Source organism: Flavobacterium sp. CFS9, from assembly GCF_041154745.1.
Taxonomy (GTDB): domain Bacteria; phylum Bacteroidota; class Bacteroidia; order Flavobacteriales; family Flavobacteriaceae; genus Flavobacterium.
In genome coordinates, this window is sequence record NZ_AP031573.1 from 4,364,930 (window position 1) to 4,384,156 (window position 19,227).

At 34.5% G+C, this 19,227-nt stretch carries 15 protein-coding genes; 2 read left to right on the plus strand and 13 right to left on the minus strand.

Annotated features, from left to right (window positions below; all coding sequences use genetic code 11):
* Positions 1-43: 43 nt before the first annotated feature.
* The 4 genes from hisD to ACAM30_RS18435 all read right to left on the minus strand — a co-directional run bounded on the left by hisD (position 44) and on the right by ACAM30_RS18435 (position 4,697).
* Positions 44-1,336, minus strand: coding sequence for a histidinol dehydrogenase (gene hisD, locus ACAM30_RS18420; protein WP_369616028.1), 1,293 nt, complete (start codon positions 1,334-1,336; stop codon positions 44-46).
* A 125-nt stretch (positions 1,337-1,461) separates the two neighbouring features.
* Positions 1,462-2,319 carry an ATP phosphoribosyltransferase gene (hisG, locus tag ACAM30_RS18425; protein WP_369616029.1) on the minus strand — a complete coding sequence of 286 codons (858 nt, stop codon included), beginning with the start codon at positions 2,317-2,319 and terminating at the stop codon, positions 1,462-1,464.
* A gap of 311 nt (positions 2,320-2,630) precedes the next feature.
* Complete coding sequence (locus tag ACAM30_RS18430; protein WP_369616030.1) at positions 2,631-4,031, minus strand: sensor histidine kinase; 1,401 nt, start codon at positions 4,029-4,031, stop codon at positions 2,631-2,633.
* Positions 4,032-4,697: a response regulator transcription factor gene (locus ACAM30_RS18435; protein ID WP_369616031.1), complete on the minus strand. Its 666-nt coding sequence runs from the start codon at positions 4,695-4,697 to the stop codon at positions 4,032-4,034.
* A 348-nt stretch (positions 4,698-5,045) separates the two neighbouring features.
* Here ACAM30_RS18435 and ACAM30_RS18440 point away from each other — a divergent pair, with 348 nt between their 5' ends.
* Complete coding sequence (locus ACAM30_RS18440) at positions 5,046-7,136, plus strand: LTA synthase family protein (protein WP_369616032.1); 2,091 nt, start codon at positions 5,046-5,048, stop codon at positions 7,134-7,136.
* 191 nt (positions 7,137-7,327) lie between these two features.
* Here ACAM30_RS18440 and ACAM30_RS18445 read toward each other — a convergent pair whose 3' ends face one another.
* Positions 7,328-8,326: a zinc dependent phospholipase C family protein gene (locus ACAM30_RS18445; protein WP_369616033.1), complete on the minus strand. Its 999-nt coding sequence runs from the start codon at positions 8,324-8,326 to the stop codon at positions 7,328-7,330.
* 172 nt (positions 8,327-8,498) lie between these two features.
* Between ACAM30_RS18445 and ACAM30_RS18450 the strand changes: the two genes are divergently transcribed.
* Positions 8,499-9,452, plus strand: a complete 954-nt coding sequence (locus tag ACAM30_RS18450) for a hypothetical protein (protein ID WP_369616034.1) — start codon at positions 8,499-8,501, stop codon at positions 9,450-9,452.
* Positions 9,453-9,462: 10 nt separating this feature from the next.
* On the opposite strand, the gene ACAM30_RS18455 is transcribed toward ACAM30_RS18450, so the two are convergent.
* The 8 genes from ACAM30_RS18455 to ACAM30_RS18490 form a co-directional block, all read right to left on the minus strand.
* Positions 9,463-10,428, minus strand: coding sequence for a YeiH family protein (locus ACAM30_RS18455; protein ID WP_369616035.1), 966 nt, complete (start codon positions 10,426-10,428; stop codon positions 9,463-9,465).
* Positions 10,429-10,502: 74 nt separating this feature from the next.
* Complete coding sequence (locus ACAM30_RS18460; RefSeq protein ID WP_369616036.1) at positions 10,503-11,399, minus strand: LysR family transcriptional regulator; 897 nt, start codon at positions 11,397-11,399, stop codon at positions 10,503-10,505.
* An 82-nt stretch (positions 11,400-11,481) separates the two neighbouring features.
* Entirely contained in the window at positions 11,482-13,509 is a 2,028-nt protein-coding gene (locus ACAM30_RS18465; protein WP_369616037.1) for a hypothetical protein, read from the minus strand.
* Positions 13,510-13,595: 86 nt separating this feature from the next.
* Positions 13,596-14,342 (minus strand): 3-oxoacyl-[acyl-carrier-protein] reductase, encoded by a 747-nt coding sequence (gene fabG / locus ACAM30_RS18470; protein WP_369616038.1) that lies wholly within the window; start codon positions 14,340-14,342, stop codon positions 13,596-13,598.
* Positions 14,343-14,590: 248 nt separating this feature from the next.
* Positions 14,591-14,794, minus strand: a complete 204-nt coding sequence (locus tag ACAM30_RS18475; protein WP_369616039.1) for a hypothetical protein — start codon at positions 14,792-14,794, stop codon at positions 14,591-14,593.
* A 664-nt stretch (positions 14,795-15,458) separates the two neighbouring features.
* Positions 15,459-16,832 carry a DUF4302 domain-containing protein gene (locus ACAM30_RS18480; protein ID WP_369616040.1) on the minus strand — a complete coding sequence of 458 codons (1,374 nt, stop codon included), beginning with the start codon at positions 16,830-16,832 and terminating at the stop codon, positions 15,459-15,461.
* Between the two features lie 26 nt (positions 16,833-16,858).
* Positions 16,859-17,713 carry a putative zinc-binding metallopeptidase gene (locus tag ACAM30_RS18485; RefSeq protein WP_369616041.1) on the minus strand — a complete coding sequence of 285 codons (855 nt, stop codon included), beginning with the start codon at positions 17,711-17,713 and terminating at the stop codon, positions 16,859-16,861.
* A gap of 19 nt (positions 17,714-17,732) precedes the next feature.
* On the minus strand, positions 17,733-19,220 hold the full coding sequence (locus tag ACAM30_RS18490; protein WP_369616042.1) for a RagB/SusD family nutrient uptake outer membrane protein: 1,488 nt from the start codon (positions 19,218-19,220) through the stop codon (positions 17,733-17,735).
* Positions 19,221-19,227: the final 7 nt, after the last annotated feature.

The window sequence follows — 19,227 nt, forward strand, 5'->3', positions numbered from 1 at the left end:
TGCTTATTCTATATTCTTGACTCTATTCTCTTTCTTCTATTTTCTACACTCTTTCCTTCAAACTCTTTAATCGCAATGTAACGGCATTCTTGTGAGCCTGTAATCCTTCAGCTTCAGCCATAATTTCAATAGCGCTGCCAATTTTCTGAATTCCTTCTTTCGATATTTTCTGAAAGGTCATTGATTTTACAAAACTGTCCAGATTTACGCCACTGTAGTTTTTAGCATAACCGTTTGTTGGCAAAGTATGATTGGTTCCTGACGCATAGTCTCCTGCGCTTTCAGGGGTGTAATTACCTATAAATACAGAACCCGCGTTGATAATTCCGTTACAGTAGAAATCATCGTATTGCGAACAAATTATAAAGTGTTCCGGTCCATATTCGTTAATTAGATCTAAAGCGATCTGATCGTTTTCTACATAAATTAGCTTTGAATTTTCAATGGCTTTCTTAGCAATTGCTTTACGGGGAAGTTCTTCGATTTGAAATTGAATCTCCTTTTCAACGGCTTCAATCAATCTCTTGGAAGTAGAAACCAGAATCACCTGACTGTCTGTTCCGTGCTCTGCCTGAGAAAGTAGATCGGAGGCAACAAATGCCGGTACAGCAGTATCATCAGCAACGACCAATAATTCTGAGGGTCCTGCCGGCATATCGATGGCTACTCCAAATTGAGTGGCCAGTTGTTTTGCCACAGTTACAAACTGATTTCCCGGTCCGAAAATTTTATATACTTTAGGGATTGATTTTGTTCCAAACGTCATTCCTGCAATCGCCTGAATTCCGCCTACTTTTAAGATTTTGGTGACACCACATAAATTAGCAGCATATAGAATTGCAGGGTTTATTTTTCCAGATTTGTCAGGCGGAGAACATAACACTATTTCTTTACAGCCTGCAATTCCGGCAGGAATAGCCAACATTAAAACGGTTGAGAATAAGGGTGCTGTTCCTCCCGGAATGTACAAACCAATTTTCTGAATGGGTCTTTTTTCCTGCCAGCAGTTTACTCCTTCAGTCGTTTCAATTGAGATCTTATCTGATTTCTGAGCGCTGTGAAATTTATATATATTTTCTTTTGCTAACTGAATTGCTGCTTTTAGTTCCTCTGAAATACTATTAATGGCTTCCTGAATTTCTTCAGTAGATACTTCATAGTTTTCCAAAGCGATTCCATCAAAAATTGAAGTGTATTTAGCAACAGCTTCATCACCTTTTTTCTGTACTTCTTTAAAGATTTCCTTTACGGTGACTTCGATATCATCGATTGTTTTCGTTGGTCTTTTTAGTATTTCTGACCAGGTATCTGGTTTCGGATTGTTTATTTTATTCATTTTTTTTATTTTTATGCTATAAGCTGTAAGCTTTAAGCCTTAGTCTGTATGCGGTTTAACTATGGAATATTTTGTTTTTTTAGGCTTGCAGCTTACAGCTTAAGGCTTAAAGCGTGCGTAGCACATTAAAGTACCATTTTCTCAATTGGACAAACCAGAATTCCTTCTGCGCCTTCGTCTTTTAATTTGTCAATTACATCCCAAAAGGTGTCTTTGTCAATTACCGAGTGAACACTGCTCCATCCTTCCTGTGCAAGCGGCAAAACCGTAAGACTTCTTAGCACCGGAAGAATTTTTCCAATTGCTTCGATTTTATTGTTAGGGACGTTCATTAAGATGTATTTGGAGTTTCTCGCTCTTAAAACGGACTGGATTCTGAATTTTAAAGTATCAATGTGTTTTTGAATTTCAGGAGATACCTTTGGAGAAACGGCGAGAACAGCTTCACTTTTAAGAATCACTTCAACCTCTTTTAAATTGTTTTTGAATAAGGTACTTCCGCTGGAAACAATATCTACAATAGCATCTGCAAGTCCAATATTAGGAGCGATTTCCACAGAACCCGAAATTTGGTGAATATCGACTGTTAGTCCAAAAGAATTAAAATACTCGTTAACGGTATTAGGATATGAAGTTGCGATACGTAAACCTGATAAATCCTGTATCGAATTGTATTCAAAGGTTTTAGGAACGGCAACAGAAACTTTACACTTAGAGAAGCCCAGTTTTTGAATGACTTCTATTTGTCGGCCTTTCTCAACCAGTAAATTATCACCAACGATGGCTAGATCTACCACTCCATCAATTAAATATTGTGGAATGTCTGAGTTTCGAAGGTATAAAACTTCCAGAGGAAAGTTGGAAGCTTCGGCTTTGAGCTGATCGTTTCCGTTGTTGATCGAAATACCGCAATCTTTAAGAATTTGAATGCTGTCTTCGTTTAATCGACCTGATTTTTGAATTGCAATTTTTAATGTACTCATTTTTTTTAGTTTTTTAGAATTAAATAGTCTGAGTACAAAGAAGTGGTATAAAAAAACCCGTTTGATGTACTCAAACGGGTTTTAAAATATGATGATTTACACGCATACCATTAACACATCGCCTGAGAGCAATAATGAAAATGATGATGATGTAATTGATTAGAAATCATGTCTTGTTTTATTTTTTTAATTCTTTGATTCGGTTGCAAATATAATAGTTATTTTCATAAAAAAGTCTTTTTTATTTTAACTTAATGATGTTTTATTGTTAAAAAATCCTTCAGGGCTTAGTTTTACAGGCCTTTCAGAATCTATAATAATGCTTTCTTATTTTGATTAAAGTATAAAATAACAGTTGTCCCTACTCCTATTTCGCTTTCCATTTTAAACTTGATATGAAGTAATTCTGTTACCCTTTTTACGATCGAAAGCCCTAATCCAGTTCCTTTAATCTCCGGATGTTCTGTTGAATTAGACCTAAAAAACGGACTAAAAATAGCATCCAAATCCTGCTTGGCGATACCAATACCGTTATCCGAAATTCTGCAGATTGTCTTTTCATTCTCTTCAGTGAGTAAAACGGTTACTTCTCCTCCACTATGTGAATATTTAATAGCATTGGAAATTAAATTTCTAAGAATGGTAATGACTAAAAAATTATCCGACTCAATATAGAAATCCTGAGGAGCATCAAATTTAATTTTAATCTGCTGATTGTTAATTTTCTCGGAGTTTAATCTGAAAACGTCTAAAATTACAGCATTGAGATAAACAGATTCTGTATTGATATTTTGCTTCTGATTTTCAAAACGAGCCATTAACAGCAGCTGATCTACAAGCATATTCAGATGATCAACTTCTTTTATGCAATAGTTTATTTTATCTTCATACTCTTTGTTATCACGTGGTTTACGAATTAAAACTTCAAGTGTTCCTTTAATAACAGTAAGAGGTGTTCTTAGTTCATGAGAAGCATCAGACGTAAACTCTTTTTCGCGTTCAATTGCATCTTCAATTCGGTTTAAAAGGTTGTTTATCGTTTTTGAAAGTGTATACAATTCATCTTTAGTTCTCGGCAATGCAATGCGTGTCTTTAGATTGTCTTTGGTGATGATTTTTGAGGTATTAATGATTTCATTGATGGGTTTTATGCTTCGTCCCGCAAAGAATCGGGCTATAAAAAATAACAGGACCAAAATGCCTAAAAAAGAAAGAGACATTATTTCGAAAAGGTTGTTCAATACCATTTTTGAATCCGCCAGAGACATGGCAACAATTACATATCCGATTTTCTTCTCCTTAAGATGAAGCGGAACCTGAATTTGTCGGATCGCATGATCTCCCATTTTGGTGTCAAAGAGTTCAAAATCTTCAACAGAATCATTGAACTTAAGGGTTTGGGTTTTTAGATTCGGTGCTTTTTCAATGATTTTTTTATTCAGATCAAGGAACTCTACAAAAACGGGGTTTACATCTACCGTGTTGTGTTCTCTTTCGTTCCATTCTTCTTCATCGATTAAAATTACTTTTCCCTTAACCTCTTTAATTTCCTGGAGGTGATTTTGGATTTCAACTTTAATTTTCTCATCAATATGACTATAAACGGTATGTTTTACAATAGAATAAATGACGGAGAAAACGGCTAAAATTAATAATCCCGTTGTAATGATATAATTTAAAGCAATTCTGTTTTTAAAAGAAAGTTGTGTCATTTATAGATCGTTAGCGATATAACCGATACCACGTATTGTTTTAATATAATCTTCTTCAATTTTTAAATTGAGTTTTTTTCTGATGGCATTCATAAAAACATCGATTACACCAGTGTCGTATTCGAAGTTAATTTCCCAAACATCTTTTAGTATCTGATTTCGTGTGCAGACTTTCCCCTTGTTCTGAATCAGATATTTTAAGAGTTCAAATTCTCTCTGGGTCAGCGCAACTTCTTCATTGTTTTTTAGAACAATATGTTTTAACAGATCAATTTTGATAGTCCCTAAAGTCAGATCCTCTGATGTTTTTTGATTTCTGAAGTGAATTTTAATGCGTTCAACCAATTCCTCAAAGCTAAAAGGCTTCTTAATATAATCATTTGCGCCTGCTTTCAGACCTTCTATCGTTTCCTGCACGGTATCTTTTGCTGTCAGAAAGATAATTGGAGTTTTCTGATCTTTAACTCTAATGGCTCTGCACAAATCCAAACCATTAATTTTAGGAAGCATCCAGTCTAACAAAATTAAATCAAAATGTTGGCTGTGGATCAGTTCAAAAGCTTTAGAGCCATCATTGGCTGTCGTAATCTGGTATCCTTCTTCCTGCAGACCCTGTTGCAGAAACTGAACAATACCTAACTCATCTTCAACGATTAGAATGTGCATTTTAATGGTGTAATTTTAGTTAAACTGTTATTTTTTACTTTCAAAGATAAGACTTTTGAGGTCAGAAAGGACTTAAAACCATTAGAATAGCTGAAAATTATCCTGCTTAAGGAAACCTTAAGTTAACACTAAGAAAGGCAAAAGCATAACTTTATTCTGAATTAATTTAATGGGATTATTTTTGCTTGAAAAAGAAGTCAAAACAGGTAATATTCTCATATTTAACCATAAAAGAGAGTAGTCGTTGTTTATCCGTAAAAAAAGTATGTTATTTTTACTAATTTTACAATCCTAAGCAAACGAATAACACCTTTAAATTAATAATTATCTGAACTAAAAAAGCAATTAATGTACCTTTTAAAAAAGTTTTCCCCGATCTACAATCTGGCGATATTTTATTTTATCGTTAGTTTTCTGTTAAGAATTGTTTTGTTTTTTCATCCCATAACACAAAGTTCATTTACCATTATTCAGAGCTTTAAAATTTTTGTCCTGGGGCTTATTTCTGATTTTTTTGTTTTTGTACTGGCAAGTGTTTTCTTATGGCTTTATCTGATTTTTATATCCAACTCTAAGTACAACAAACCTTCCGGTTACATCATTCTTGGATTTTTTGTGGTCCTTTTTATATACGCAGCCTCTGGAAAAAGTGTTTTTGACGAATATGGAGGGGCTTTACCAATGATCGTTATGATTTTCATCGGAATTAAGATGGCTCTCTTTGCGCTTTTATTGTTTCTTCCTAAGCTAAGGGATAAAATCAGATATTGGTTATTTGCATTTGTAATTTTTCTCTATGTTTTACTGATTCTGCAAAATGGTTTAAGCGAGTACTTCTTTTGGAATGAGTTTGGTGTGAAGTATAATTTTATTGCAGTAAATTACTTGATTTATACTAATGAGGTTATTGGTAATATCATGGAATCTTACCCTGTCATTCCAATATTTTCTGCTTTATTTTTAGTTACCGGAATCGTTACTTATTTCATTCTTAAAAAGTCCCGAAACTATATTGACAATATTCCAGCTATAAGTGAAAAAGCAAAAATTACGGCTATTTATCTTGGTTTATTTGCTGTTTCATTAATTGCTATCCCAACGCTGGCGAAAACGGAAAACTCAAAGAATGTTTTTGTTAACGAGTTACAGGCTAATGGTCTTTATAAATTTTATCTGGCCTTTGAGAACAGTAAACTGGATTATTTCAAATTCTACAAGACTCTACCTGACGATGAGGCTTTTGCACTTCTAAAAAAACAGTTTCCTACTATTAACGGAAACAGTACTAAAAGAATTATTACCGGAGATTCACTTGAAAATCATAAAAATGTTGTTCTGATTACTATTGAAAGTTATAGTGCTGATTTTATGAAGATGTATGGAAATGAAGAAAACATTACTCCTTTCTTAGACAGTCTGGGTCAAAAAAGTCTTCTTTTTACCAATTTGTATGCGACAGGAAACCGAACCGTTCGCGGACTGGAAGCGGTTACTTTATGCTTGCCTCCAACCGCGGGTGAAAGTGTTGTAAAAAGAGAAGACAATAAAAATAAATTTTCTACAGGAGCTATTTTTAAGAAAAAAGGATATAATGTAAAGTATTTGTATGGCGGAGATGCTTTCTTCGATAATATGCAGGATTTCTTTTCCGGTAATGGTTATGAAATTGTAGACAAGTCAAGTTTCACACCCGAAGAAATTACCTTTTCCAATGTTTGGGGTGTTTGTGATGAAGATATGTACAATAAAGCGATAAAGGTTATGAATGCTGAGGAAAAGGAAAACAAGCCTTTCTTTAATCATATTATGACGGTGAGCAATCACAGACCTTTTACGTATCCAAATAATAAAATTGATATTCCAGGTGATGCGAAATCTCGTGAAGGCGGTGTTAAGTATACAGATTATTCACTGAAGAGATTCTTTGCAATGGCAAGCAGGCAATCCTGGTTTAAGAATACCATTTTTGTTGTGGTAGCGGATCATTGTGCCTCAAGTGCAGGAAAAACGGAACTTCCTTTAGATAAGTATAGAATTCCGGGGTTTATTTATGATCCGAATGGAAAACCACAAAAATACAATCAGTTAATGTCGCAAATTGATGTGATGCCAACGCTTTTTGGATTATTAAGCTTTACTTATGAAAGTAAGTTTTTTGGTCAGGATGTTTTAAAACCGGATTATAAACCAAGAGCTTTTATAGCTACCTATCAGGACATGGGGCTAATAAAAGACAATGTTCTGACGATTTTGTCGCCTAAACAGCAGGTAAAACAGTTTGAATTAAAAATCAATCCGAAAGCGGGTATTGCTCCGGAATTTCAAATTGATTACAACGAAACTCCAAAGAAAGTGGATAGAGCTGATTTGGTAAAAGAAACTATTTCTTTTTATCAAACGGCTTCCTATATGCTGAAAGAGAAGAAATATCAGTATTAGTTTTCAGTTTTCAGTCTCAGTATTTAGTCTCAGTTTGAATGCTGCTTACTATTGTGGTGTTGGTCACAGATGAAGTCAAAAATAAAACAGCCTCAGATTCATTAGAATTTGAGGCTGTTCTCATTATAATAATTAGCTATAATCTGTTTCAGAGACTGTGACTGCGACTGAATACTGAGACAGTAAACTATTTAATCATTTTGATTTTTCATTCCAAATAAGTTTCCTTGTTGAAACAGTCTGGCATCATCTTTTAAAGCTTGATTGTTTCTTTGTGTCAGCTCAAATGCATCTAAATCACTCAAATCAGGTTTTCCTGCATTTACCCATGCTGTATACCAAAAACTTGATGTTGCTACAATGGCTTTTTTCATTTGATTCTCTACCATTCCGTTTAACTCTTTGTGCAGTTTTTTAGCATATTCGTCAGAGAAAACAGGTGTATTGTATTTGCTCTTTTCTACTTTCCCATCAGCACCCATTTTAAAAGTCTCATTTTCCGGAGTTGCTGTTCTTAATTTTTTATCTACATCCAATAAAGGCTGAACTAAACTGTGAGTGTCATTAATCATATCCCAGATTGCCTTGTGAACATCTTCATAATACTGTGCTTGTGGAACGTTTAATTTGTAGTTTTTAACAAATAATTCCGGAAGTTTGCTTTCCCAAAGTGAATGAATTCCCTTTTGATCAGTTAACTGCCCGTCATGATTGGAAGAAGTATGCAGTGGCATGTGTGCATCACCAACGTAATGACCTAAATCTGCCGCTAAAAACAAAATTTCAGCTCTGTTTTTATCTTTAAAAGCTTTGGTTAGTTTTGCCATCATCTCTTCCATATACCAAGGCAGGATTCCGTTCTCGTTTAAGAATTTGGCGTCGTACTTCTGTTTTGCTGCTTCTAAAGTCTGTGGAATATCGGCTGCGTTACCAAAACTTTCCATGTCAAAATAATGTCTTGGGTTTTCATCTTTATAATTCAAGGCATATTTTCTAATGTCCGGTACAGAAGCTTCCTGTGTAATAAAATCGATATGATTGTAGAAGAATACCTGAAGCGGGTGTGGTAAAGCCATAACTGCGGCTTTATTAATGCGTTCGTGACCAACCATCCCCCAGGACAATGTCAAAAAACCAATTGCCAATGCGAACAATGCGATTAGTCTTGGTTTCATTTTTAAGTTTTTCATTTTTTATTTTTGTTAGAGGTGCAAATTTATTTTATTTATGTACATTTCAAAGTGAATAATTGCAAAGATTGCAAAATTTAGCTTCATTTATTTTTTCAAAATTGGAAGTAGTTGAAATTCAAATCAAAAGTTTCTTTGTAAATTCGTCTCTTTTTATCTAAATCTAAAAAATATGCGCCTTATTCCTATAGGAATTCTTTTCCTGCTCTTCACTTCTACCAGTTTTGCACAAGAAGATATTGTCGAATTGAAAAATGTTCATGATACAATTCTCAACACCAAAAGAACATTACAGGTAGCAGATCCTCTTGATGCCGTTAAAATCCTGCAGCAATTGTTTCCGGGAAAAAGATATGACCTCTCCGATCATAATACCTTTATAAGCTGGAAATGTAGCAATTGCAAACCAGCAGCCTACGTTGATGTTAATGGTGTTGAAGGTGATCAGTTATTTCCTTACGAAAATGGCGTTGCGACCAGAATTTTGGGTACTCTTGATTATACGGATTCTAAAGGAAATCAGTTTAAATTACTGCTTTTTAATCATTCTTTTTATGACGAAGACGGGTTGCAGACCGGAAGATTTTCCGGTGGACTTGTTGGTGTTGCCAAGTTTGCAAAAAATGATAAGATCTGGCAAATGAGGTCTTTTCAGCCCGCAGTAGCAGCGTTTGGTTCATTTTCTCAGGCACCTTCTCCAAAATTGATAGAAATTGGAGAAGATCAGTACGCCTTTACGTTCACCCATGTAAATGGCGGTGCGGGCGGTCCATTTGAAGGAATTCTCTATCTGATCGCCGGATTTGACGGCAAATATCAGCCTATTTTAGAGTCTTTCAATTACAAACTCACCAATGTGGCAAGCATAGAATGGTCGGGGTCTTATACTGTCGTAAAAGATACTAACAAAAAACACTTTAGGGATATTATCGTTAAAACAAATGGTTCTTTCAATAAAGCCGCGCGAGTTAATGATGAATTTGAAGTTGTTTTACCCGATGAAATAGCTGCAATGGCCAAAACGAAAAAAAAATTTAATTTCGAGATCGAAAGACGTTATTCGTTTAAAGGAAAACAATATAAATTAGTCGATAAACCTGTTGTTAAGTTCTCAAACGTGAAATAAATATTTTTCTTTAGTGAAAGTATAATATCGATACAAGTGCCAGAACTGCAATAAATATCCAAAGAACAACTCCTTGTATCAATGGTTTAATTCCGACAGATTTTAAAGTATTGATACTTAAAGTAGCTCCTATCAGGAATAAAGTTATGGTAAGACCGATTTTGGCAATTGAAACAATGTGTGGTGCTATGACAGCCGTTTGTGGCACATAAGTATTGAAAAGCATGGCTAGAATGAATAAACCAATGAAGTACGGAATTTTTATTTTAGAATTTTTATTTTTAAAAAGTATAGCCGTTAACAGAGATATTGGTATGATCCATAATGCTCTTGCCAATTTTACCGTAGTTGCAATTTGTAAAGCTTCTGTACCATATTTATTGGCTGCTCCTACGACAGAACTGGTGTCGTGAATGGCTATAGCACACCATAGTCCAAAGTCTTTTTGTGACAAATCCAGTTGATGACCGATAAATGGAAAGATGAATAATGCAATAGAGTTAAGGATAAATATAACTCCCAAAGCAATCGATGTCTGACTCTCATTAGATTTAATTACCGGTGCGATGGCTGCAATGGCGCTTCCTCCGCAAATAGCGGTTCCACAGGAAATTAAATGAGAGGTTTTCTTCTCGGTTTTGAACCATTTCCCTAAGAAAGTTCCTAAAATTAAAGTGCTGAAAATAGATAATACAGTAAGTAAAAATCCTTCTTTTCCGGCAGAGAGCGCTGCAGTAGCATTCATTCCGAAGCCTAACCCTACAACTGAAAATTGAAGTAAAAAAGTAATCGCTACTGCATTGAACTTTTCAAATGGATTTCCAAAGACATTTACCAGAATTACCCCTAATAATAAAGCAATTGGAGGTGAAACAATTGAAAATAAGCATAGAACAATGATGAAAGCAAAAATTGCCTGTTGCATGTATTGATTAATTTCAAAAAAATGTACCGATGTTTGTTGTTTCGTTTTCAAAATAAGTAATTTGATATTTCTTCTACAAAGGTCCGTCGTTTGTATCAATATTACCAATCGTAAAACGCGATAGCCTATAGCTCCAAGTTATAGTAAGAAGACAAGTTTTGAATAAACAGCTCTGCTAATGCGTTAGGCTTTCCCATTAAAGTAATAATGTAAAAATAGCGTTCTACAGACAAATTAGCGACGTCAAGTACCATTAGTTCATTGTTTTTAAGCTCCTTACCTACTGCATGAATGGACATAAAAGCCAGACAATCAGAATTTAAAAGATATGATTTGATGCTTTCGGTACTTCCTAATTGCATTTCGATTTGCAGATCACTTATTTTTATCCCAACTTGTTTCAGGGCGTATTCTATAACTTCAAGTGTTCCCGATCCACGCTCACGGGTGATGAATTTCATCGATTTCAGATCTTCTAATGAAATTTCATTTTGTTTAATCAGCGGATTTTTGGTATTGCAAACCAGTACCAGTTCGTCTTTTAAAAAGGGAGTGTATTTAATCGATTGGTTTTTAGACTGTCCTTCGACAATTCCAATTTCGATTTCTTTATGGATTAAGGCATTCTCAATTTGTTCTGTATTTCCGTTGAGTAGATTGACTTTGATGTCTTTCTCCTTTTGATGAAAACGTGCCAAAACCGGTGAAATAATGTACTGAGAAATCGTTGTACTTGCTCCCAACCTCAGTAATCCTTGACGATCGTTAATAAAACTGCTCATTTCGAAGTCTATTTCGCGATAGATCTCAAAGATGTTTTTGGTGTGTTTCAGCAGAATTTCTCCTGCCGGAGTTAAAGCAATTTTAGAACCGTTTCGTTCGAAAAGTTTGGTTTTATAAGCTTCTTCAAGTTCTTGAATGTGTTTGGAAACCGCTGGCTGTGAAATATATAATTCAGTTGCCGCTTTAGTAAAGTTAAGGCGGAGTGCAACGGTGTAGAATACTTTTAGCCTGAAATCCATTGTATTACTTAGTTTTGTTTCATGTTTAAAGTTTCAAGTTACGCAAAAAAATGTTTTTTATGCTACGAAACTTTTTTACTATTTAAAGTAATCCATTGTATTTACGGATAAACCATTCTGCGGTCAATACAAAAGCAATTAAGATCAACAGCCAAACCCAATCAATTAAAGGTGTTTTGGTAGAAATATTTTTTTCGATCGATTTGTATTCTTTGTTCTCTATAAGCTGCTGAATTAATTCATCTGCCTGATTTTCAAAGAAAGCTTTTCCATTCGTTTGTAAGGCCAATTGCTTTAATTTCTGAACATCCGGATTTACAAACTGCTTCTCGATATCAAAATCTAAAATCTCAAAATGTCCTGAATAAGAAGTATTGGTGTTCAGTTCTTTTACTGTAAAGTTATATTTTCCGGTTGAAAGACCGTCAAGATTTACTGAGAATGAATTGTTTCCTTTTAGCAAGTCGTAATTTTTTACCTGTTTGGTTTCTGTATTTGTCACGGTAATCGTAAGTCTTGCTTTCTCATCAAACTCATAGTTCTTATTAAAGTACTGTGCATTGATCACAATAGCCTCACCTGAATTGTAGAAGCTTTCGTGTGTAACGACCAAGGATTTTTTGGAAGTAGTTGAGACCAGATACTGAATAACCTTATCTATAAAAACGTCGTATTTCTCAAAAGACTGATTGTCAATATGACTTTGCAAGCGCCATTTCCAGCTGTTTTCGCCTAAAAGAAAAGCGGTTCTTTTTCCCTGATTCTCTGTAAAGGCCAGTAATGGGGCGTTTGTCGAAACATTTCTTATTTTTGAAGAAAGCAATACTGATACATTTCCATTAGTTGTGACTGTTCCGAATAAATTTTGCAATGGCGGAAAGTTTTCAAAATCTATGTTGTCTACAGCAAACAGATTAAACTGGGATTCAAATTCGGCCAGATAATCTTCTCTCTGACCGCTCATTTTAAATACCAAACTTTTCTGTTGTTGATTCAGATAATTAAAATCAGTATTGTTACCGGTAATGATAAAAGTGTTTACTCCTGCCAGCTTATTGTTGTCAAAAATGGCTTTGAATGCGGTGGTCGGCTGGTATAAAACCAAAACTGAAGCTTCTTGTAACTGATTAATATCATTTGGCTTAACTAAGACCACTTTACGTTGTGCATTCGTTTCAATCGAACGTTTTAAGGCTGCAATATCGGGATGATTTATGGCAGAAACGATTGCAATCGTTGACTTTTGATCAATGATTTCGACGGCAAAATTTTTGATATTGTTGTAACTGTTTTTCTCTTTTATATTGGAAGAAACTGCTGCTTTAAAAATTTGTAAACCTACCTTATCGGCTGGTAAAAGCAAGTTTAAGGTTGCTGTTTTTTTAGAAGGAGAAAAAGAAACTTTTTCTTTGGCAACAACCTTCCCCCCTTGTGATATTGTAAAATCGGCATTTGTGGTTTTACTTCCTGCATATTGAAGAAAAACTTCTACAGGGAATTTATTTTTGTGAAAAGCGTATTTGTTTACGTTTAACTGATTGATCTTAAGATCTAAAAAAGTAGTTGTATCTCCCACAACCAAAGGATAAACTTTATTGACAGGATCAAAGCGATAAACATAATCGTTTCCTGTAGTCTGATTTCCGTCAGTTATTACGACAGTTGGAAAAATCAAATTTTTATTGATGCTTTTCAGATTTTTGGCTGCTTCATCAAGATTGGTTTGTTTTCCTTTGAAATCAAACTTCTCCGAAGGTTTAAAATCGGCATCAAACTGGTAGGACTGAATTTCGAATTTATCGCGAAGTGCAGGATTCGACATCAATTTTTGATGCAATTCTATCACCTTTTTATCTGAATTTAAAGCGGTAATAGAACTTGAATTGTCTACTGCGATTGCCAACGGAGTTTTGGTAACTTCCAGTGAATTTTTGGTCATTATTGGGTTTATCAATAAAAGTAATAATCCAAAAATGGCTAAAAAACGTAAAAAAGCCAAAAACCAAATCACATTGGATTTGTTTTTGGCTTTAAAAAAATATTGAAAATACGACAAACCAACTGCAATTACTAAAGAAAGTAATATTAATAGAATCGTGTTTGTAGTCATATATTATTTTGTTTATGGTTTACAGTTTTTTGTTTATAGTTTATGGCTGCAGAACAATAAACAACAAACCATCAACAATTAACTTATTAGGTAAGCATTCCTCCGCAAACATTAAGTACTTGTCCGGTAACATAAGAACTTAAGTCTGAAGCTAAGAAAAGACAGGCGTTAGCAACATCTTCTGCGCTTCCTCCTCTTTTTAACGGAATTCCTTCTCTCCATCCTTTTACTACATCTTCGTTTAATTTTGCAGTCATTTCAGTTTCAATAAAACCAGGCGCGATTGCATTGCAACGAATGTTACGGGAACCTAACTCTAGTGCTACAGATTTAGTGAAACCAATTGCACCTGCTTTTGAAGCGGCATAGTTAGTTTGTCCTGCATTTCCTGAAACTCCTACTACTGAACTGATATTTATGATAGATCCTGAACGTTGTTTCAAAAAGGTTTTTTGAATTGCTTTTGTCATATTAAAGACAGATTTCAGATTCACATCAATAACCTGATCAAAATCTGCTTCAGACATACGCATTAACAGGTTGTCTTTTGTAATTCCGGCATTGTTAATTAAGATATCTACGGTTCCGAAATCAGCTAAAACTGCATCAACAAAAGTTTGTGCTTCATTAAAATCGGCAGCATTTGACTGGTATCCTTTTGCTTTAATTCCTAAACTGTTTAATTCAGCTTCTAAAGCTTCCGCAGAAGCTACAGATGAGCTGTATGTAAAAGCAACGTTTGCGCCATGTTTAGCAAAAACTTCAGCAATTCCTCTTCCAATTCCACGACTAGCGCCTGTAATAATGGCAACTTTTCCTTCTAGTAATTTCATATTCAAAATTAATGTTAATATTATTTCCAGCTAACCAGCGATTTACTTTCTCTTTAAAAATAGAGTAAAAAACAGTGCTGTGAATGACTTGTCAAATATATGATAATTCCCTTTTTAAAAAAATTAAGTCACCGCATAATTTAAGATTATGAATGATTCTTTAATAAACATCACAAAAAAAACCGTTTCAAATTATGAAACGGTTAGTATTTATTGAATATCATTCCGTAAGGAACACATCTTAAAAATTACTCACAAATTACACCATCGATTGTTACTCTGCATATTGGTTCGGCAGGTGTTACAGGTGGAAGCATAATACATGGCCCATTATAAGGTAATGGTGACCAAGGCACAGTGCATCTTACTCCGCCGCTTCCGTTTACTTCTTTTAGTTCTTCTTTACTTAATACTTCAACTCCTGCGAAATTTAAAATAGTTTTTAACATCATAAAATTGGTTATTTAATAGTTGGTTATCTCAATCATTTATTGTCGGTTGAGTTTCAGACATAAACATATTCTTAAATAATATATTGATTTTCTTTCTAAATCAAGTAAAACTAGTTGTTCTGATTGCTCACTTAAAAAAGCAGCCCAAAATCGGGCTGCCTCTACTCAAAATAATAAAATAAAAATAAAACTAAAATTCATAATTTTGTAGGAGTAAAAAATAACAAACTCCAAATATAAATAGTGCAATTAACAATGCGGCAATTGATAACTTAAAATTTTGTGTACCATTAAGCTTATCTTCTTTTCGTATTTTTATCATACTTAGAGTCAATATTGGAGTTATCAAAAGCAAACCGAGACACAAAAAGTATGTACTGTACTCACGATATATCAAACCCAAAATTTGGCATGAAATAAGTATAAGTGTGATGCTAAATGATGGAATATATTTTTTCATAAGTAAAAGATTATTTTACTCTTCCAACATACTTACCAAGTAATTTTAACTTTTTCATGATAATATTTTTTAATGATTAACATATTTTAAATGTGTTATTTTGAAAGAATAATAACTAAATTAAGTTGTTAAAATATGAATTTAGTGTAAAGTTTATTATCAAAAGAGAAGTTCATTTGAACTTCTCTTTTTTTTTTTTTAAGTTTACTGAAATGCCCAGGTTGTCATTCTAAATGGACTTGAAGCGGACGTAAAAGTAAATACGGTATTCGTTGCTCCAACAGTAAAGTTTTCCCTTTTAAAGTATAACCCTGCCGGATTCATGAGCTGATCGTCCATAGCCTTTAAGTTTGCAGGTGCAGGAATAGGAAGTGCACTGGCAAAAGTAGCTCCGGAAGTCCATTTAGGCGTAGGCGTTAAGATGATAACCTTTTTAGTTTCATCTACTGATAATGTAAAGAAATGGTATACTCTTGTTAATACACCTGCTGCGTTTGAAAATCTGTATTCAACATAACTTCCGTTAGGAGTGCTAAACCAAGGCTGTACTCTTAGTAAAGTTGTGCCAGCCGGCATAGAAGCTTCAATATCTTTGAATAGTGAAAGGAATAATGCTGAATTTGTTGCTGCCGCTGTTAATATTGACCTGTCATGTCCATATACTACATTTGCATTTGCCACCTGTAATATTTTATAATCATCTGTTAAGGACAATGGTGTGTTGCTATACTTAATACTTGCAGAAACTCCTCCCGTTCCGGTTGCGGTGAAACTTTTGCTTGTGGGATCAAAAGTAAAATTGGAAAGTTTTTGACCCTTAACTTCTAAAGGAAGTTTTGAAAAAGCACCCGTCGGATTAAATGAAAAAGCAAAATCATAACTTTCTTTAACAGCAGGGTCTAAAGAAGATCCAGTTGCAAAACGAGCAAGCGCGTTATAATCAAATTGATAGTCTTTAGTTGTCGTTCCGTCATTGATCTGCAATAATCGGAATAGCGGGCTTGTTGCGTCGCCAGCTAAACCGTTAATGACTGGTACATTTTTAGGCAAATCAGTCCAGTCCTGAGCCGTTGCTTTTGCAAAACGCAGAAAATGCCCATTCCTGTTGGTTTTAAAAATAATATCCCCATTTTTTTGCTGTCCATAATAAAAAAACTGAAAATCTCCTAAATATCCCTTTGCATAAAGTGCTGATGTGGGAGAATTTGCGGCATCTGACAAAAGATGTATTTTGTTTTTTGTAGTAAAGACTAAACTTACAGTACTTCCTGTTTGTATATTGTACTGACTTCTGTAGGTTCCTGTATCACTAAAGTCAGATGCCATGTCTACATTTCCTTGTGGTAAAAATTTAAACAAGTGGGTCCAACCTCCTAGTTGTGTACTATCGGTATAATAAACCGCTTTCCATCCTTCAGAAGAAGAAAGTAACAAATCATTTAATTCTTTTTGACGGCCGCTTAGTCGATCCGTTGCATTTTCATCAAATTTTGCCTCTACTTCCGGGCTCGAACATGACCCTAATAGTAAAGCTATAAAAGGAATCAGTAAATAGTTATATATAAATTTTGCTTTCATAATATTTTTTGTAAAATTTAATATTCTTAATTGTTTATTATGGCATCTGTGTTTTTTTGTGCCTCATCTCTTAAAGCATAAAAATCGATGTTAAAAGCACTTTTATAATAATTCACCACAATTGCCTCCTTGGCTTTAATACTCGCTCTACCGGTAGCGCTTGCACCTGCTAATATGGCATCGTACTCCGCTTTTGAGCTTGTTAAAATGGTTGAAGCTGTTTCGGCAAAATCTTCAATGATATTCAAGCGTGCATAACTTGTGATGAATCCTAAGTTTCTTGAAGTAGCAGTGGCTTCTGTATACCACGATGTTGTGTATCCGCCTGGAGTTAACTTATACCACGCCTGCTGATCGAAAGGTTTTGTTTGATTTAAAATGTGTACATATTCGTGCTGAATGGTATGAATAAATTCTGTTACATCAGCTCTGTTTTTTTTATTGAGATTGTCTACCTCAAAGAGCGTTATCTTTTGCCCCGCCTCTGCAAGTCCCAATGTCCTTGTCCCATTTGTATTTAAATTTGTACCTCCAACAAGTACAAATTCTCTAGGGGCAAGTTTTTTAACAAAATCAGCTCCTCCAAGAGTAGAGTAACTATCAATCCAGATTTTTTTTACTACCTCCATCGCCGGCTGAACTTTAGTGACATCTGGTGGGTACAAATATCTATTGTTGTCTACTAAATTTTGATTCCACAGATAATATACATTTATATTATATGGCGTTAAAAAATTAGTACCAATCCATTTATCTAAATCTGTTTTTACAGGAATCGAATAATCAAACTGACTTTCTTTTGGCTGATTTTCGTGAGCACAGGAAGCAAGAAGTAAAACTCCTGCAATTAGTACTGTTTTATATGTTTTGAATATTTTCATACTACTTTCTAATTAAAATTTATCTAGGATTTTTTTCAATACCATTATCTGACGCTCTAAGTGGTATTTGTAATGCTCTGCGTTTATCGTCTTTTTGTAGAACATTATTCCTTTCTATTTTTCCAAATGCAAGTGTATTATGTGTTACTACAAGATTAAAACGTTTAATATCAAACCATCTGTGCCCTTCTTGCATAAATTCTCTCCTGCGTGCTTCAGCAATTGCTTTTATATAAGAAGTTTGTACAGGGGTTAAGGTGTAGAAAGGGGTGAATTCATTTGAAATAACAGGATATTTAGCAGTAACGACTCCTTCATTTAATAAATCTGTCGCTGGATTATAGCCGCTAGTTCTGGTACCTAAAAAGTAACCCAACTCCGTATTGGCTTCAGCCATTTTATTTTTCATTACTAATGCTTCAATTCTATTGAGATACACATCATCATTGCTAAACAAAACAGTAGCAGCATAAGGTACCCCTATACCAGATGTTAGATTTGTGATTTTGAAATATTCATAAGCTTTTGGAAAATAAACAACTGTACCTCCGTCATATTGACCACTAGTAAATGTTAGATTGGCTTTATTCCACATATTTGTACTATTGCCAAGAATTTCATTAGATCTATTTGCAGCAAGAGAAAATCTATACCCAGTTGCTCTACTTGCAAGTGAATTTGGATAACTAATTAATAAGTTGGTTTCCCTATCTGCACTTGAATATTGAATGTCTCTTTGGGCAAAAGCCGTACCAGTATAAGTTGGCCAGTCTCTAATTTTTGTTGGTTTAGAACCTAAACTTTCAGAATACTCCAGTACTTTATCCCAATCTCCTTTTATCAAATAAAAACGAGTAGCAAACGCTTTACTTGCCTCCACGGTAAAATGATATTTTGGTTCTTTGTAATCATTAGTTACATATTTTAGTCCCTCTACAATATCCTGCTCAATAAAATCAAAAACTTCTTTTACGCTGTTACGTTTGTACTGAACCAGTAACTCAGTTTCGGGAGATTTAATGTACGGAATCCCCAAGTCTGTTGCCGCGGTGGCAGGATTGTAACGATTTGACCATAAAGAAACCAGCATAAAGTGATTGTAGGCTCTGGCTATTAAAGCTTCTCCTTTTTGAGGATTTAGACTAGCCGGACTCCCAAGCTTTTGAATGGCTTCGAGTGCCTGGTTTGCTGCTGCAATGGCTTCGTAAGATGCTACCCAGAATTCTGATTCGGAATCAAATCCGATCTGAGTGTGCATTTCCCAGTTGAAACTTTGTTCATTATATAAATTAGTGCGCGATAGCAGCTCACTGTCAAAAACATTGTCAGACATTGCTTCTGCAAGAGGCATATACGTTTTACTAGGGTAAGCCGAAACTAATAGTTCCGAAACTTTTTCAGGAGTATCTATTTGTGTTCTGTTATCCGGTACTTCTGAAAGATAATCATCGCAACTTGTAATACTGGTTAATAGTAGTAAAGACAATAATATTTTTATATTTTTCATAGTCAAT

What these genes read in the sequence shown, in the direction of transcription:
- hisD (WP_369616028.1), bottom strand. Translation starts at nt 1,336, where the DNA reads ATGAATAAAATAAACAATCCGAAACCAGATACCTGGTCAGAAATACTA.
- ACAM30_RS18450 (WP_369616034.1), top strand. Translation starts at nt 8,499, where the DNA reads ATGCGCCTTATTCCTATAGGAATTCTTTTCCTGCTCTTCACTTCTACC.
- ACAM30_RS18440 (WP_369616032.1), top strand. Translation starts at nt 5,046, where the DNA reads ATGTACCTTTTAAAAAAGTTTTCCCCGATCTACAATCTGGCGATATTT.
- ACAM30_RS18435 (WP_369616031.1), bottom strand. Translation starts at nt 4,697, where the DNA reads ATGCACATTCTAATCGTTGAAGATGAGTTAGGTATTGTTCAGTTTCTG.
- ACAM30_RS18430 (WP_369616030.1), bottom strand. Translation starts at nt 4,031, where the DNA reads ATGACACAACTTTCTTTTAAAAACAGAATTGCTTTAAATTATATCATT.
- ACAM30_RS18490 (WP_369616042.1), bottom strand. Translation starts at nt 19,220, where the DNA reads ATGAAAAATATAAAAATATTATTGTCTTTACTACTATTAACCAGTATT.
- ACAM30_RS18445 (WP_369616033.1), bottom strand. Translation starts at nt 8,326, where the DNA reads ATGAAAAACTTAAAAATGAAACCAAGACTAATCGCATTGTTCGCATTG.
- hisG (WP_369616029.1), bottom strand. Translation starts at nt 2,319, where the DNA reads ATGAGTACATTAAAAATTGCAATTCAAAAATCAGGTCGATTAAACGAA.
- ACAM30_RS18465 (WP_369616037.1), bottom strand. Translation starts at nt 13,509, where the DNA reads ATGACTACAAACACGATTCTATTAATATTACTTTCTTTAGTAATTGCA.
- ACAM30_RS18480 (WP_369616040.1), bottom strand. Translation starts at nt 16,832, where the DNA reads ATGAAAGCAAAATTTATATATAACTATTTACTGATTCCTTTTATAGCT.
- ACAM30_RS18475 (WP_369616039.1), bottom strand. Translation starts at nt 14,794, where the DNA reads ATGATGTTAAAAACTATTTTAAATTTCGCAGGAGTTGAAGTATTAAGT.
- fabG (WP_369616038.1), bottom strand. Translation starts at nt 14,342, where the DNA reads ATGAAATTACTAGAAGGAAAAGTTGCCATTATTACAGGCGCTAGTCGT.
- ACAM30_RS18460 (WP_369616036.1), bottom strand. Translation starts at nt 11,399, where the DNA reads ATGGATTTCAGGCTAAAAGTATTCTACACCGTTGCACTCCGCCTTAAC.
- ACAM30_RS18485 (WP_369616041.1), bottom strand. Translation starts at nt 17,713, where the DNA reads ATGAAAATATTCAAAACATATAAAACAGTACTAATTGCAGGAGTTTTA.